Genomic DNA, 14,662 nt, shown 5'->3' with positions numbered 1-14,662 from the left:
TCAGGACTCGGTCAGGGAGCAGCGGATGTCGACGACGTCGACGAGGCGGGAACGTCGGGCGCCGGGACGTCGCCGTCGCGGCGGGACGCATCGAAACGGGGCCGGGCCCGCGCGAACACGAAGAACGCGACGACCAGCAGTACTGCGCGACCCCAGACCCCGAATTCGACGAAGAATTCCTCGGTACCCGCATCGGTGCCCTGAGCGAGCGCGGCGAAGTACCGGAAGACGCCGATGCCCATCGACAGATCGGCCACCAGGTAGGCCGCGACCAGAGCCCACGGCACTCGGAGCAGGACGAAGAACGGGATGAGCCACAACGTGTACTGAGGTGAATGGACTTTGTGCAGCAGCAGGAATCCGCACAGCATGGATCCGCTGACAGCCACCCACGGGTACACGTGCTCGGTACTCGCGCGACGCACACCCATCCACAGCGCAAGACCGAACGCCGCGAACACCAGAAGGGGCGACAGAATGTCGACGGTGTTCTGGAACGCCGTCTCGGCCTGCTCGTGACTTTCCGCCGTCATCGCGTCGGTCACCCACAGTTGCCGCAGACCCCAGTACCAGATCGAGTTCGTGGTGATGTCGGCTTGCCGCAGACTCTGGAACGCGAACGACGCCTTCCATCCCTCGTATCCGAGGACCGCGAAGGGAAGATTGACGACGACGACGGTTCCTGCCGCAGCGGCGAGGACGGACAGCGCGCCGCGCAGGTCCAACTTGGTTCCCGGCACCCGGCCCGTCGCGCCGCCGTACGCGACGTACGCGGCGAGTGGGAGGACGAAGGCGCCCGGGTACAGCTTGAGACAGAATCCCACTCCCAGCAGTATCGCCGCAAGAACAGCCTTCACCCGCAACGACATCCGCATGCTCATCACGAACACTGCACCGACGGCCGTCGCGACCACGGGCAGTTCCCAGTTGTGGAACGCGTACATGACCAACGGTGGACCCACCGACCACAGCAACGCGGACTTGCCGGCCAATCGGCCCAGCATCCAGGCCGTGATCAGCCCGAACGGCGCGAGAAGCAGAGCCGTGTAGAGGAGGAACTCGGCGTCGGTGTGGGCCGGTACCGCACCCAGCCACATCAACACCCCGCTCAGCACGGGGTACTCGACCGTTCCACCCGTCAACACCCCGTTGGAGGTGATCGCCCCGTGAAGGTAGGGGAACACGTGGTTGTCGATGTCGCGGCCGAGCCACAGGAACTGAATGTCGGAGTAGCAGACCCAACTGTCCTTGACGGAGTCGAACGTCGTGCTCCGGCCGTTGTCGTAGAACGGCGCCACGGCACAGCGGGCCTTGTTGAGGTAGCCGAGAATCAACGTCAGCGCACAGGACGCGACCAGGACGATCATCGTCGACGTCGACGCGGCAGCCGATGGCAGGCGACGCCCACGAGACGACCGTCCACCCGGATGCATGAGGTAAGCCTAGGACGAGCCGAGGCGGTCGTCGGAACCGTCGTCTGATTTCGCAGGTCAGGGCATGGCCGTGTACCCTCCAAGGGTTGCTGACGCAACGACCCTCCTGCCGCGGATCGTCCGCGGCCGTTTTCACTCAGTCCACAGGAGGTGATGAGGTCTTATGCGTCATTACGAATTGATGGTCATTCTCGACCCCAATCTGGACGAGCGCACTGTCGCTCCGTCGCTCGATACGTTCCTCAACGTCGTTCGCAAGGACGGCGGCAGCGTCGACAAGGTCGACGTCTGGGGCAAGCGTCGTCTGGCCTACGAGATCGCCAAGCACGCCGAGGGCATCTACGCCGTTGTGAACATCAACGCCGCGCCTGCCACCGTCAGCGAGCTCGACCGCCAGCTCGGACTCAACGAGTCCGTTCTGCGCACGAAGGTCCTGCGACAGGGCAAGTAATTGTCGTTGCTCGCCTCTAGGCTGGCATCAACAAAGACTTACTACTGAAAGAGGAACCATGGCAGGCGAGACCGTCATCACCGTCGTCGGGAACTTGACGGCAGATCCAGAACTTCGTTTCACCCCGGCCGGTGCGGCCGTGGCCAACTTCACTGTTGCGTCCACACCGCGCACGTTCGACCGTCAGTCCAACGAATGGAAAGACGGAGACGCACTCTTCATGCGCTGCAACATCTGGCGTGAAGCTGCGGAGAACGTGGCCGAGAGCTTGACCCGCGGGGCACGCGTCGTCGTGACCGGCAGGCTCAGGCAGCGTTCGTACGAAACGCGTGAAGGTGAGAAGCGGACTGTCGTCGAGCTCGAAGTCGACGAGATCGGTCCCTCGCTTCGCTACGCCACCGCCAAGGTCAACAAGGCCAATCGTGGTGGAGGTGGCGGAGGCGGCGGCTTCGGTGGTTCCTCGGGTGGATCGGGCGGCGGACGCTCGAACTCCAACTCGGGATCCAATTCCGGCGGAGACGACCCTTGGGGCAGTGCCCCGCAGGCGTCGGGCTCCTTCGGTGGGTCTCGCGGTGGGGACGACGAGCCTCCGTTCTAGATCCTTCGTGATCGAGAACAACCAGACGTAACGGAGAAAGACCATGCCGAAACCGCCATTGCGCGACAAGGTGCTCAAGAAGAAGGCGTGTTCCTTCTGCAAGGAAAAGAACACACAGATCGACTACAAGGACACGACGCTGCTGCGTAAGTACGTCAGCGACCGCGGAAAGATCCGCGCGCGTCGAGTCACCGGCAACTGCGTCCAGCATCAGCGTGACGTGGCCGTTGCCGTGAAGAACTCGCGTGAGGTAGCTCTGCTGCCTTACGCCGCGACGGCACGATAAGAAAGGAGCGATCATCATGAAGCTGATCCTCACCGCTGATGTGGACAACCTCGGTGCGCCCGGCGACACCGTAGAGGTCAAGGACGGATACGGCCGCAACTTCCTGCTGCCCCGTGGACTGGCCATTCAGGCCACCCGCGGAGCCCAGAAGCAGGTCGAAGGCATCCGCCGCGCTCAGGAAGCTCGCGCCGTTCGCGGCCTCGAGCACGCCAACGAGCTCAAGCAGGCCATCGAAGGACTCGAGTCGGTTTCCCTGTCGGTCAAGACCGCAGGTGACTCGGGCAAGCTGTTCGGCTCCGTGACGGCTTCGGACGTCGCGTCTGCCATCAAGGCAGCAGGCGGACCGGTCGTCGACAAGCGCAGCATCGATCTCCCCAAGGCTCACATCAAGGCAACGGGCAAGCACGACGTCGTCGTGAACCTGCACCCCGATGTGGCTGCGAAGTTCAAGCTGGAGGTCGTCGGAAGCTGATTCAAGCTTCTGGCCCGATACGGCTGGAAAAAGCCCCACGAACCTTGGTTCGTGGGGCTTTTTTCGTGGTTTGTCACAAAAAATACACTGCCGCAACGGTTTTCAGTTGTGAGGAGACTCTCATCACGGGCGCGTGACCCAAGGTTTGCGTACCCTTTAACGAGGGGCGACAGAAGCACACAGATGTGCGTACGCGACACGCAAACGACCGACCAGACGCCTAGACGCCCGGAGGACCTGCCGTGACCACGACAGTCGACAAAGACTCATCGGACAGTGAGTCATCAACGAAAGGATCCGAGTCTCCATCTCGGATCGGGAGCATTCTGAAGTTCGACGTACCGGCATCGCTGGTCGTTTTCCTTGTGGCGGTGCCACTTTCGATCGGTATCGCAGTTGCATCGGGTGCGCCCGTGATGGCCGGGCTGATCGCAGCCGTGATCGGCGGCATTCTCGCCGGCGCACTCGGTGGATCGCCGTTGCAGGTCAGTGGACCGGCCGCAGGTCTGACCGTGGTGGTGGCCGAGCTTGTCAATCAATTCGGTTGGGCCGTAACGTGCCTCATCACCGTTGGTGCAGGTGCGGTGCAGATCCTGTTGGGTCTGAGCCGAATTGCCCGGCACGCGCTCGCCATCTCGCCGGTGGTGGTGCATGCCATGCTTGCCGGAATCGGTGTAACCATTGCGCTGCAACAGATTCACGTTCTGCTCGGTGGTGAATCCGAGAGCTCCGCGGTCGAGAATCTGCTGGCCATCCCCACGTCGGTTGCCGACGGCCAGTGGCCGTCGATCCTCGTCGGTGGCGTCGTCATCGCGTTGATGTTGCTGTGGCCGAGGCTGCCGGGTGCAGTGTCGAAGGTGCCCGGTGCACTCGTGGCCGTCGTCGCGGCAACCGCCTTGTCCGTTGTTCTCGATCTGAACGTCGAACGAATCGATCTGCCAGGCAACCTGATCGAGGCGCTGAGCCTCCCCGCGCTTCCCGAAGGCCAGTGGGCAGGCGTCGCCACCGGTGTTCTGACCATCGCGTTGATCGCCAGCGTGGAGAGCTTGCTGTCCGCCGTCGCGGTGGACAAGATGCACACCGGACCGCGCACCAACTTCGACCGCGAACTGCTCGGACAGGGTGCGGCCAACATGGTCTCCGGTGCCGCAGGTGGCCTCCCCGTCACCGGTGTGATCGTGCGCAGTTCCACCAACGTCAAGGCCGGTGCCAAGTCGCGTGCGTCGGCGATCCTGCACGGTCTGTGGATCCTGGTCTTCTCCGTTCTCTTCATCTCGGTCGTCGAGCTGGTTCCGTTCGCCGCACTCGCCGGTCTACTGGTCATGATCGGCGTGCAGCTGATCAAGCTGGCAGACATCAGGATTGCCCGCAAGACGGGTGACATCGCGGTGTACGCGGTCACCGTTCTCGGCGTGGTTGCACTGAACCTGCTGGAGGGCGTGCTGATCGGATTGGCGCTCGCCATCTTCCTGGTTCTCCGTCGCGTCGTGTGGGCGCACGTGCACGCCGACGAGACAGTCGACGGTTCCTGGCGCGTACACATGCAAGGTTCGCTGAGCTTCCTGTCGCTTCCTCGCCTGACCCACGTGTTGTCCTCCGTGCCAAGCGGTTCCAAGGTCAACATGGAACTTGCCGTCGACTTCCTGGACCACGCAGTGCACGAACATCTGCACGAATGGGTACGTCAGCACGAGCTCGGTGGCGGCACGGTGCAGATCGAGGAGAACGGATCCGCCTCGCTCGCAGCCGCAGCCGAAGCACCGCCGAAGCGCGGACTCGCAAGCGTCCGTGGCTCGCTGGCCCCGTGGTCGGCATGGCAGCTGAAGGAAGACAGTGCGGTCGACGACAACCCGCCCGCACTGCGACCGGTCCTGTCCGGCGTCGCCGAGTACCACCGGACCCACGCCGAGGCCATCAAGCCGCACCTGCAGGGCCTCACCGAATTCCAGGACCCGGACACGTTCTTCCTGTGCTGCGTCGACTCGCGGGTCATGCCCAACACCATCACCAGCAGCGGACCGGGTGACCTCTTCACCGTGCGGAACATGGGCAACATGATCCCCGCACAGGGTCAGGACACCTCGGTGGAAGCCTCGCTCGCCTACGGCGTCGACGTCCTCGGCACCAGCTCCGTCGTCGTCTGCGGCCACTCCGGCTGCGGTGCGATGAAAGCTGTCCTCGCCGGACCGGACAAAGCAGGCGACGAACGCGTCGTCGAATGGCTCGAACACGGCCTCGCAAGCCTCGAGGCCTACCGCAGCGGGCACCCCGTCGGACGCGCAGCCGCAGAACTCGGCTTCTCCGAAGGCGACCAGCTCGCCATGGTCAACGTCGCAGTACAGCTACAGACCCTCACCCGACACCGCGTCGTCGGCCGCGCCTCCGCAGAGGGGAAACTGAGGGTCACAGGGCTCTTCTTCGACATCCCCACCGCCCGCGTCCTCCAAATCAGCACCAAGGACATCACCGTCCTCGACACAGCCGAAATCCAGCCCGCCTGACCCGCCCGGCCCTCGGCCTCCAGCGCGTCTCACGCCCTACGCCCCCATTTCGGACCGAATGTACCGTCCGGTCACTCAGAGTGACCGAACGCCACATTGGGTCCGGATGGGGGCGTGTGTCGTCCGCCCGATTGGTGAGCGAACGTGCCGTTCGGTCACTTGGAGTGACTGAACGCCACATTGGGTCCGGATGGGGGCGTGTGTCGTCCACCCGATTGGTGAGCGAACGTGCCGTTCGGTCACTTGGAGTGACTGAACGCCACGTTCGGTCCGGGGGGGCGGTCCGAGAGGGGGCGGTGCACGGCGGTGTGGCAGGCGGGGTGGGGTGGCGTGCGGCGGGCGCGGATTCGGGCGGGATGCAGCGAAACCGGGCTGACGACTGGTTTTGTGAGTGTTCCCAGACACTGTGACGTGAATCACTGGTTTGTTCACTTCGCATTTACTCAACACGCCCGAGTTGTCAACTTGGGCGACACGCCGCGCAATAATTCATACACAGGACAGAAAGTTTATGTACACCCTTTGAGCTGGCGGAATGGTCGATATTCGGAAAGTTATACCCAGGTTATCCCCAGATGGTCAACACAGTTGTTCAGCACTATCCACATTCGATCCCCAGGTTCATCCACAGGCTGTGTTGTGACGGGAAACGATTGCGCCTAACGTCCCAGCAGCGTGTCTCCACCGGCAGAGGGGGTGACGCACGGAGGTGCCCGATCGTGGGTGCGCGTGCGGGATTCTTGTCGGTGGCGAGGGGTAGAAAATGTGTCGGTACGTAGTCGTGCGGTAGTCGGCTGCGAGGTTTCGTACGGGGAAAGGACGGTCGACTTCACGTGGCAGTTGTGGACGATCGAGGGCAATCGGACTACTCCTCCGAGCCGCCGCCCAGTGAAGCCCCGGGCGAAGATTTCGGTCGTCAACCCCCGCAGGACATGGCGGCGGAGCAGTCGGTTCTGGGCGGCATGCTCCTCAGCAAGGACGCCATCGCCGACGTGCTCGAGGTGCTCCGTCCCGGCGATTTCTACCGCCCGGCGCATCAGAGCGTGTACGACGCCATTCTCGACCTCTACAGCCGCGGGGAGCCCGCTGACCCGGTGACGGTCTCGGCGGAGCTGGATCGTCGCGGTGACCTGAAGCGGATCGGGGGTCCTCCGTACCTGATCACACTCACGCAGACTGTTCCCACTGCGGCGAACGCCGGTTATTACGCGGAGATCGTGGCCGAGAAGTCGATCCTGCGCAGGCTCGTGCAGGCCGGCACCCGCATCGTGCAGTTCGGGTACGCGGGTTCGGACGGCCAGGACGTCGCCGAGGTCGTGGATCGTGCGCAGGCAGAGGTGTACGAGGTCACCGAGCGTCGTACTTCCGAGGACTTCCTCCCCTTGGAGGAGCTGCTGCAGCCGACGATGGACGAGATCGACTCCATCGCCAGTCGCGGCGGTATCTCCCTCGGTGTGCCCACCGGATTCGCCGAGCTCGACGAAATTACGAACGGTCTTCACCCTGGTCAGATGATCATCGTCGCGGCGCGGCCTGGTGTGGGCAAATCGACCCTGAGTATGGATTTCATGCGGTCGTGCTCGATCAAGCACGGTATGCCCAGTGTCATTTTCTCGCTGGAGATGAGCCGCACCGAGATCGTGATGCGTCTGCTGTCGGCGGAGGCCAAGATCAAGCTCGGTGACATGCGTTCGGGAAAGATGACGGACGACGACTGGACCAAGCTTGCCCGACGGATGAGCGAGATCAGTGAGGCGCCGCTGTTCGTCGACGACTCCCCCAACCTGACGATGATGGAGATTCGCGCCAAAGCTCGGCGTCTGAAGCAGCGCAACGGTCTGAAGTTGATTGTCGTGGACTACCTTCAGCTGATGTCGTCGGGCAAGAAGGTCGAGTCGCGTCAGCAGGAAGTCTCGGACTTCTCCCGTCAGCTCAAACTTCTCGCCAAGGAACTCGAATGCCCGGTGGTTGCCGTGTGTCAGCTCAACCGTGGTCCTGAGCAGCGCACCGACAAGAAGCCGATGGTGTCCGACCTCCGTGAGTCCGGATCGCTCGAGCAGGACGCCGACATGGTGATCCTCCTGCACCGCCCCGACGCCATCGAACGCGACGACCCCCGTGGCGGCGAGGCCGACCTCATTCTGGGTAAGCACCGTAACGGTCCGACGGCGACCATCACAGTGGCTCACCAGCTGCACCTGTCGCGTTTCGTGGACATGGCGAGGGGCTGATCGCCGCGCTGGGTGTTCAGCTGGACGGGCCGTGGTGGCACACGAGCATCTGCGTGGCGCCCCGTTGGAACTCGTAGTCGACGTTCGCTGTGCGGCAGTGAATGTTTCGGTTGCGCAGTTCGTCGAGCAACTCGGCGAGCCGAGGATAGGGCTCCGACGACCCGACCGGGACGAGCGGAAAGATTCGCAGCTCGTGGGACGTGACTCGCATGAGTTCGACGATCGTGTCGAGGTGGAACGCGGCGTCGAGGGTGTCCGCGTAGCTGAACAGTAGGTGGGAGCTGAGCACCAGATCGAAGCTGGCATCGCTGAACGGCAACGATGGTAGCCGCCCGGGAACGTACCGGCCGGGGTGCCGTCGTATATCGGCCGAAAACTGTTGCGCAGCGGTGTGTCTGGCGAGTCGGTGTTCGTCGGGTCCAGCGAAGAACGTCCACGCGTAGTGGTCGGCGTGCCCGAGTACGTATGCGTGCCCGCGATCAGTCTCGGACAGTGCAACGGACGCGAGTCCCTCCGGGTCGTACGCGAAATACGCTACGTCGCAGGCTGTTACGTCGCTGCCGCGGTCGGTTGCCTCGCAGGTGAACCCGGAGGCGCCCGCAGGGCAGTCGAGGATGCGACGGGACAGATCGGAGTCGGTCAGGCCGAACATCGCACGATATTCGTCGAACGATCTTGCGGTCATCACTACGTCGAGGGTCATGGGGTGGTCCTCTCGGGATGGGGCCACCTCAGGCGTCGACCACGAACGCGACGTACAGGTGAGAATCGTCGGCCGACATGAGGCGGCCGAAGGAGTGTACAGGTCAGGGCCGCGGGTTCAGGGCCGCCACCGAAGCTGTACGAACGTGGTCACCTGATCAGTGAAACACATCAGCCCGTGAAAAGGCCCGACACGGATTGCCCGATACCCGGCCGAATCGGCGGGATCCCGTCGAACAGGCGAAGTATCGGGCAATCCATGCCGCTGCCCAGCCCCTGGCCCCTATGCATCGACGGTGGCACGCCCTGACACTCGGGTTGCAATAGCGTCGGCGATGACGTTCACCTCGGCGGCAAGGGTTTCGCGACTCTTGGTTTCGGATTCGTGCAGGAAGGTCGAGGATCCGAGTGTTGCCCCGACGTATTCGACGATGCCGCGTTCGATCTGGATGGCGAAGGCCTGGTCGATGCCGTGGCGCCCGAAGCTGTCGGCGTCGTCGGCTGCAACGGCGACGAGGTGGATGGTGAGTCGACCCAGTTTCTTGACGAACCCGGTGTCGGGGCTGTCGTCGAAGGCCCATCCGTTGATGAACACACGGTCGATCCAGCCTTTCAGCTGAGCGGGCATGGACCACCAGTACATGGGAAAGACGAGGACGAGGTGGTCCGCACGGTCGACGCGGGCCTGTTCGGACGCTATATCGGCGTCGAGGGTTCCGGTTCCGCGGAAGAGGTCCAGGTCGGCCCGGGTGAAGCGGGGGTCGAAGTTCTCGGCGGCGAGGTCTGCGAACTCCACCGTGTCGCCCGCGTCGACGAGTGCGTCGATGGTCGAGCGTGCGACGTGGTGGGTGAGGGAGTTCGGGTCGGAATGGGAGACTACGACGAGGCTGCTCACGGAGATCCTTTCGTTGGGCGAAGAACGCTATGTACCAAAGGTAGGTTACTATTGGTACATAGCGCAAGGAGGTGTGTGGATGGCTCGGACCAGGTTGTCGCGTGCCGAAAGGTACGACCAATTGATCGAGGTCTCGTGGGCGCTCGTCCGAGCAGAGGGCGCCGACGCTCTCACCCTCGGTCGGCTCGCGGAACGGGCGGGAGTTGCAAAACCCGTGGTGTACAGCCATTTTGCGTCCAGGGCGGTGCTGCTGGCCGCGCTCTTCCAGGAGTTCGACGACCGTCAGGCGGCCATGCTCGAGGAGTACCTCGACAACGCAGAAGCGACGCTCGACGGCCGTGCCGCGGCAATTGCCAACTCGTACGTCGGGTGCACGCTCGCGCAGGGCCGTGAACTCACCGGAGTACTCGCTGCGCTGGAAGGATCGCCGGAGCTCGAGCAGGTCAAACGCGCTGCAGACCAAGCTTATTCGCAGCGGTGCCGCGAAATCCTTGCCCCGTTCGTCCAATCGTCGACGGGGGTGTCCGTAGCCTCGATCACCGCGATCTTCGGCGCGGCAGAGGCGCTGTCTCGTGCGGCCGTGACGGGTGACCTGTCCCCGGATCAGGCCACGAGTGAATTGGCCGAGACCATCGTCGCCGTCGCCGGCAGGAGCGGGGCCTAGAGCGGGTGGATCCAGCGCTCGACGTGACATGCCGAGAAGCTTGTACTGTTGTCCCGGCGACGCGAACGTGAGGTGAGTGCACGTGAAGTGGAAGAAACGACCCAGTGACGCAGGTATCGCTCTGGGCCCGAGCATCCCGATTCTTCGCATGTTCGACGACGCGGCTACGCGGGCGTTCTACATCGGTTATCTGGGTTACGACGTGGAGTGGGAGCACAGGTTCGAGCCCGGGATGCCGTTGTACATGAGGGTTCGTCGTTCCGGTTCGGTGCTCGATCTGTCGGAGCATCATGGAGATGGAACACCGGGGACTGTCGTGTGGATTCCGGTTCAGGACATTCGGGCGTTCCATCGGCAGCTCGACGCCGCCGAGTATCGGTCGATGCGGCCGGGTCTGGACACCGATGCGCCGGGTGGGCCGACGCTGACCGTGATCGATCCGTCGTCGAACGTGCTGCGTTTCTGCCAAGTAGAGGACCCGGACGAGTACACCAACCGGTGAGACCGTTCACGGGTCGTAGCGTCGACGGCGCTGTTTGCGGGCAGGTACCTCCAGTGTCGGCATCGTTCGTAGCAGAAAACTCTCGAAGTGCGGTGTGGTGAAGACCGATTCGTTGTTTTTCGTGATGTGCAGCAGCCCTTTGTCCACCAAACCCGCCCGTGTTCGCGTGCACTGCGCGACGGTACGTTCGAGGGCTCGTGCGGTGTCGATCTCGGCGGGAGCATCCACGATTGCGCGCAAGTACGCGAGGTCCACGTCGTCGACGCGACCGAGGTTTCGACGGAAGAAGTTCTCGTCGACGAACTTCTCGTATTCGGGAACGGCGTTCTCGATGTCGGCCTCGGTGACGACGTCGGTGTTGCGAGCGTCCCAGACGACGAATCCGAGGGCGTGCAGCAGCGCCGGAAATTTCCCCGTGATCGTCGACGCGGCCAGGACCGCTCCGTCCGTCCACGACCCTCCACTGCGCAGCGTGGCGGCGGCATCGGCGTCGGCGAGAGCACCGAGAACCGGGAATTCGAACAGGCGGTCCGCGCGCGCTCGAACCTCGTCCACGGTCGGTCGGTTCGGCGGCTGCGCGCCCTCCGGTATCTCGTCGACGGGATCGGTGAGCCCTGCACCGACGACCGTGATGGGCAGTTCGCGCAGGTAGCAACGATGGAACGCGTCGATCAGCGCGGAGAGCTGTGCCGAGGTGAGCCGCTGTAGCTCGTCGATCACGAAGACGATGCCTGTGTCGTGGGCACGCGCGGCCTCTCCCAGCGCGAGGAGGGTTGCCGTCGTGTCCGCGGACAGCTGCCCGGTGTCGGCTGCCCCGGGCGTCGTCTCGGTCCATTCCGCGGTGAGGGGGCTGCTCGCTCCGAGCACCGAGGCGAACGAGCCGAGTACGCCGGACGCTCTTTTCGCCTCCGATCCCCAGTGCCCGCGGGCGGATACGGCCAGCAAGGCACTGCGGCATTCGAAGGCCAGTTGTCGTCGGAATCCGTCGTCGTCCCGTCGGACCGCATCGATGTCGACGATCGCCCAACGCCTCGACCGCGCGATCGAGACGTACTCGCGGAGCAGTACGGTCTTACCGGTGCCGCGCATGCCGGTGATCAGCTGCGACCGTGCGGTATGACCGCGTTCGAGGCCGTCGAGCAGAGAGATGAACGCCGACCGGTACTTCTCGCGTCCCGCCAGTTCCCTCGGCACCTCGCCCGACTCGGGTGTGTAGGGATTGTTCATAGGAAGAGTTATAGGGGCACTCGGCAGGTAAGTACATCGCTGCGAGAAACTCTGTGACATGCGAGAAAAGTGAGGTACCCCGGCCGCATGGATCGGTAATTGCACACTCCGGCACTTCGGTCTACTCTCGACGGTCTTCAACCCACGGATGGTGGCCGACCGCGCTGTCCCACTGCCGATCGCCGAACGATCGGAACCCGCCATCCCTCACCGCCCACCAGGTTGGGTCCGACGCGGTTTGTCGGACCTCACAGTGCCCTGACCGGAGGTCACGAACATTTTCACGACGGTAGACGCCCGAACCCACGAACCATCGGTCGATGCGAATCTCCCCGGAACACTGCAAGCGTGCTACTCGATCGAGTTGGACAAGTTCGCCTGGTGGGGGACGGGCAGCCCCTCTCAGGATGCCGTCGCGGCCGGACTACCTGCAGGAACGCCGGCGTCGTTGACCATCGCACTGCCCGACGCCGCCTCCCGATCGGTGCAGGCGCTGTCGGTCCCGGTTGCACTGGTGGACGCGCCGGACGCGCTCACTGCGCTCACCACGTGGCGACCGGGAGATCGCGCGAGTCGGTCGCTGCGGGTCTGGGCGCGCATAGCAGTGGCGTCTGCGGCTGGTGGGGACGTGGAGGGCCTCGTCTCGTCGCTGCCGATTGCTGGACACGCGGCGGTCGGACTCGACACGACGACGATCTGGTCTGCAGCGTCCACCGTCGACGCGGCGCTGCATCGGCGGGCGGGTGAGCCGACGCTTCTGCGGGCAGAACTTCGGCCGTATCAGCGGGCAGGCGTCGCGTGGATGAACGCAGTGGCAACGAGCGGCGGGGGAATTCTGGCCGACGAGATGGGCCTGGGAAAGACGGTGCAGGCGATCGCCGTCTTCACGCTGCGACGCGATGCGCCGCACCTGGTGGTGTGCCCGACGTCGTTGGTCGGCAACTGGGCTCGGGAGCTGACCAAGTTCGCGCCGGGCATCGAGGTTCACGTTCATCACGGGGCGTCGAGGACGCGGAGCCTCGAGCACGTCGGGCCGGGTTCCGTCGTGATCACCAGCTATCCGACGCTGCGAAGCGATGCGGACATGATCACGGAAGTAGACTGGGACACAGTGGTTCTCGACGAGGCGCAACAGATCAAGAACTCGGATTCGCAACAGGCGCGCGCGGCCAGGAGGCTGCAGGCGCACCTGCGCATCGCGATGACAGGTACTCCGGTGGAGAATCGACTCGACGAACTGTGGTCCCTGATGGCGTTCGCTTCACCCGACGTTCTGGGAGCACGTGCGCGCTTCCGGCGACGGTTCGTCGTCTCCATCGAGCAGAAGCGGTCCGACGCCGCGGCGGGTCGGCTTCGTGAGCTCGTGGGGCCGCATATTCTGCGACGGCGCAAGGTCGATGTCGCACCCGAACTCCCTGCCAAGGTGATGAATTCGGTGGTCTGCACGCTCACCCAGGAGCAGGAGCGACTGTATCGGCGTCACCTCGACAGCTCGTTGACCGAAGGATTCGGGACAGGGATCGGACGCAGGGGACGGATCCTGACGTTGCTCACTCGCCTCAAACAGATCTGCAATCATCCTGAGCTCGTCGACGGTACCGGTGCCGAAATCCAGGGCAGATCAGGCAAACTCGATCGGGTGACGGAGATGCTGTCGGAGATCGTCGACGACGGGCAGGCGGCGCTCGTGTTCACGCAGTATCGCGGGACCGGCGAGTTGTTGTCCCGGCATCTCGGTGACGAGGTCACCGGACATCCGGTGCCGTTCTTGCACGGCGGTCTGTCCACCGCGGCCCGCGAGACGATGGTCGACGAGTTTCAATCGGGCGACGGCCCACCGATTCTGATCCTGAGTCTGCGCGCGGCCGGGTTCGGCCTCAACCTCACTCGTGCGTCGCACGTGGTTCATTTCGATCGGTGGTGGAACCCGGCCGTGGAGAGCCAAGCGAGCGATCGCGCTCACCGAATCGGGCAGACGCAGACCGTCACGGTGCACACACTGCTCACCGAACGAACCCTCGAGCAGTCGATCGACGACATGCACGGACACAAGCGTGACCTCGCGGACATCGCGACCAGCGAAGCGACGCTCGACATCGGTGGCGATCTAGCGAAACTGTCGGACGGTCAGCTTCGCGAGCTGCTCGAGATCGGGGCGGGCCGATGAGTGACGATCTCGGGGTCACCGCGTGGGGGCGTGACTGGGTACGGCTGGCGCAGCCGACGTCCATCACCCGACCGAATCCAGCTCTTCCTCGGGCGCGATCACTGGTTCGGAACGACAAGGTCGGTGACGTCGTGATCTCGGCCGGGTCGATCAGAGCAACCGTGTTCGGGGCGCGTGACCAGCACGTCAGCCTGCATTGTCCCCTCTGGGCGGACGACGCTGCGGAGTCGGCCCGAGCAGCGCTGCGCGGTCTACCCGCCGGCGACGTGCCGGATTCCGTCCACGCCGAATGGTCGAAGGCAGGCATGCCCGTCGGTCCGAGTCGTGACGAGCTGACCGCCGACTGCGACTGCACGAAACGAACCAGTCCCTGTGTGCACGTGCTTGCGGTGTTCTTCGAGATTGCTCGACGCATGGACGAGCGCCCGGTATCGGCGGTCGAGTTGCGCGGGGTGAGTAGCTCGCCCGACGCCGACGCCGCTCGGCTGCCGATCGACGGCCTCGACCCGGCGACCTTCTACGGGTAGGACGGC

Annotated in this window: 14 protein-coding genes; 10 read left to right on the top strand and 4 right to left on the bottom strand. The window is 64.0% G+C overall.

Annotation, left to right across the window (positions count from 1 at the left end; all coding sequences use genetic code 11):
* Positions 1 to 11: 11 nt before the first annotated feature.
* A complete protein-coding gene (locus CH292_RS13820) occupies positions 12 to 1,367 on the bottom strand; it encodes a glycosyltransferase family 87 protein (RefSeq protein ID WP_019665158.1) in 1,356 nt (451 codons plus the stop codon).
* Positions 1,368 to 1,596: 229 nt separating this feature from the next.
* Here CH292_RS13820 and rpsF point away from each other — a divergent pair, with 229 nt between their 5' ends.
* The 6 genes from rpsF to dnaB all read left to right on the top strand — a co-directional run bounded on the left by rpsF (position 1,597) and on the right by dnaB (position 7,972).
* On the top strand, positions 1,597 to 1,884 hold the full coding sequence (gene rpsF, locus CH292_RS13815) for a 30S ribosomal protein S6 (RefSeq protein ID WP_026347802.1): 288 nt from the start codon (positions 1,597 to 1,599) through the stop codon (positions 1,882 to 1,884).
* Between the two features lie 58 nt (positions 1,885 to 1,942).
* Positions 1,943 to 2,482, top strand: coding sequence for a single-stranded DNA-binding protein (locus tag CH292_RS13810; protein WP_019665160.1), 540 nt, complete (start codon positions 1,943 to 1,945; stop codon positions 2,480 to 2,482).
* A gap of 43 nt (positions 2,483 to 2,525) precedes the next feature.
* Entirely contained in the window at positions 2,526 to 2,768 is a 243-nt protein-coding gene (gene rpsR / locus CH292_RS13805) for a 30S ribosomal protein S18 (protein WP_019665161.1), read from the top strand.
* Between the two features lie 16 nt (positions 2,769 to 2,784).
* Positions 2,785 to 3,240: a 50S ribosomal protein L9 gene (gene rplI, locus CH292_RS13800; RefSeq protein WP_019665162.1), complete on the top strand. Its 456-nt coding sequence runs from the start codon at positions 2,785 to 2,787 to the stop codon at positions 3,238 to 3,240.
* A 242-nt stretch (positions 3,241 to 3,482) separates the two neighbouring features.
* Positions 3,483 to 5,741, top strand: coding sequence for a bifunctional SulP family inorganic anion transporter/carbonic anhydrase (locus tag CH292_RS13795; protein ID WP_033189499.1), 2,259 nt, complete (start codon positions 3,483 to 3,485; stop codon positions 5,739 to 5,741).
* A gap of 833 nt (positions 5,742 to 6,574) precedes the next feature.
* A complete protein-coding gene (gene dnaB, locus CH292_RS13790; RefSeq protein WP_027498586.1) occupies positions 6,575 to 7,972 on the top strand; it encodes a replicative DNA helicase in 1,398 nt (465 codons plus the stop codon).
* A 16-nt stretch (positions 7,973 to 7,988) separates the two neighbouring features.
* On the opposite strand, the gene CH292_RS13785 is transcribed toward dnaB, so the two are convergent.
* Positions 7,989 to 8,675 (bottom strand): methyltransferase domain-containing protein, encoded by a 687-nt coding sequence (locus CH292_RS13785; RefSeq protein WP_094655024.1) that lies wholly within the window; start codon positions 8,673 to 8,675, stop codon positions 7,989 to 7,991.
* Between the two features lie 282 nt (positions 8,676 to 8,957).
* Positions 8,958 to 9,569, bottom strand: a complete 612-nt coding sequence (locus tag CH292_RS13780) for an NAD(P)H-dependent oxidoreductase (RefSeq protein WP_019665166.1) — start codon at positions 9,567 to 9,569, stop codon at positions 8,958 to 8,960.
* A gap of 79 nt (positions 9,570 to 9,648) precedes the next feature.
* Between CH292_RS13780 and CH292_RS13775 the strand changes: the two genes are divergently transcribed.
* On the top strand, positions 9,649 to 10,233 hold the full coding sequence (locus tag CH292_RS13775) for a TetR/AcrR family transcriptional regulator (protein ID WP_094627213.1): 585 nt from the start codon (positions 9,649 to 9,651) through the stop codon (positions 10,231 to 10,233).
* Between the two features lie 82 nt (positions 10,234 to 10,315).
* Positions 10,316 to 10,735, top strand: coding sequence for a glyoxalase superfamily protein (locus tag CH292_RS13770; protein ID WP_256978125.1), 420 nt, complete (start codon positions 10,316 to 10,318; stop codon positions 10,733 to 10,735).
* A gap of 6 nt (positions 10,736 to 10,741) precedes the next feature.
* Here the strand turns inward: CH292_RS13770 and CH292_RS13765 are convergent, their stop codons facing one another.
* Positions 10,742 to 11,962, bottom strand: a complete 1,221-nt coding sequence (locus CH292_RS13765) for an ATP-binding protein (RefSeq protein ID WP_094627215.1) — start codon at positions 11,960 to 11,962, stop codon at positions 10,742 to 10,744.
* Between the two features lie 364 nt (positions 11,963 to 12,326).
* Between CH292_RS13765 and CH292_RS13760 the strand changes: the two genes are divergently transcribed.
* Positions 12,327 to 14,129, top strand: a complete 1,803-nt coding sequence (locus CH292_RS13760) for a DEAD/DEAH box helicase (RefSeq protein ID WP_033190258.1) — start codon at positions 12,327 to 12,329, stop codon at positions 14,127 to 14,129.
* Positions 14,126 to 14,656, top strand: coding sequence for an SWIM zinc finger family protein (locus tag CH292_RS13755; RefSeq protein ID WP_019665171.1), 531 nt, complete (start codon positions 14,126 to 14,128; stop codon positions 14,654 to 14,656). Before CH292_RS13760 ends, CH292_RS13755 begins: the two co-directional genes overlap by 4 nt.
* Positions 14,657 to 14,662: the final 6 nt, after the last annotated feature.

The organism is Rhodococcus sp. 14-2470-1a (genome assembly GCF_002259425.1).
Taxonomy (GTDB): domain Bacteria; phylum Actinomycetota; class Actinomycetes; order Mycobacteriales; family Mycobacteriaceae; genus Rhodococcoides; species Rhodococcoides fascians_E.
This window is presented reverse-complemented; position numbering and strand designations above follow the sequence as displayed.

Coding starts and splice junctions, on each gene's coding strand:
- CH292_RS13820 (WP_019665158.1), bottom strand. CDS start 1,367: ATGATCGTCCTGGTCGCGTCCTGTGCGCTGACGTTGATTCTCGGCTAC.
- rpsF (WP_026347802.1), top strand. CDS start 1,597: ATGCGTCATTACGAATTGATGGTCATTCTCGACCCCAATCTGGACGAG.
- CH292_RS13810 (WP_019665160.1), top strand. CDS start 1,943: ATGGCAGGCGAGACCGTCATCACCGTCGTCGGGAACTTGACGGCAGAT.
- rpsR (WP_019665161.1), top strand. CDS start 2,526: ATGCCGAAACCGCCATTGCGCGACAAGGTGCTCAAGAAGAAGGCGTGT.
- rplI (WP_019665162.1), top strand. CDS start 2,785: ATGAAGCTGATCCTCACCGCTGATGTGGACAACCTCGGTGCGCCCGGC.
- CH292_RS13785 (WP_094655024.1), bottom strand. CDS start 8,675: ATGACCCTCGACGTAGTGATGACCGCAAGATCGTTCGACGAATATCGT.
- CH292_RS13775 (WP_094627213.1), top strand. CDS start 9,649: ATGGCTCGGACCAGGTTGTCGCGTGCCGAAAGGTACGACCAATTGATC.
- CH292_RS13765 (WP_094627215.1), bottom strand. CDS start 11,962: ATGAACAATCCCTACACACCCGAGTCGGGCGAGGTGCCGAGGGAACTG.
- CH292_RS13755 (WP_019665171.1), top strand. CDS start 14,126: ATGAGTGACGATCTCGGGGTCACCGCGTGGGGGCGTGACTGGGTACGG.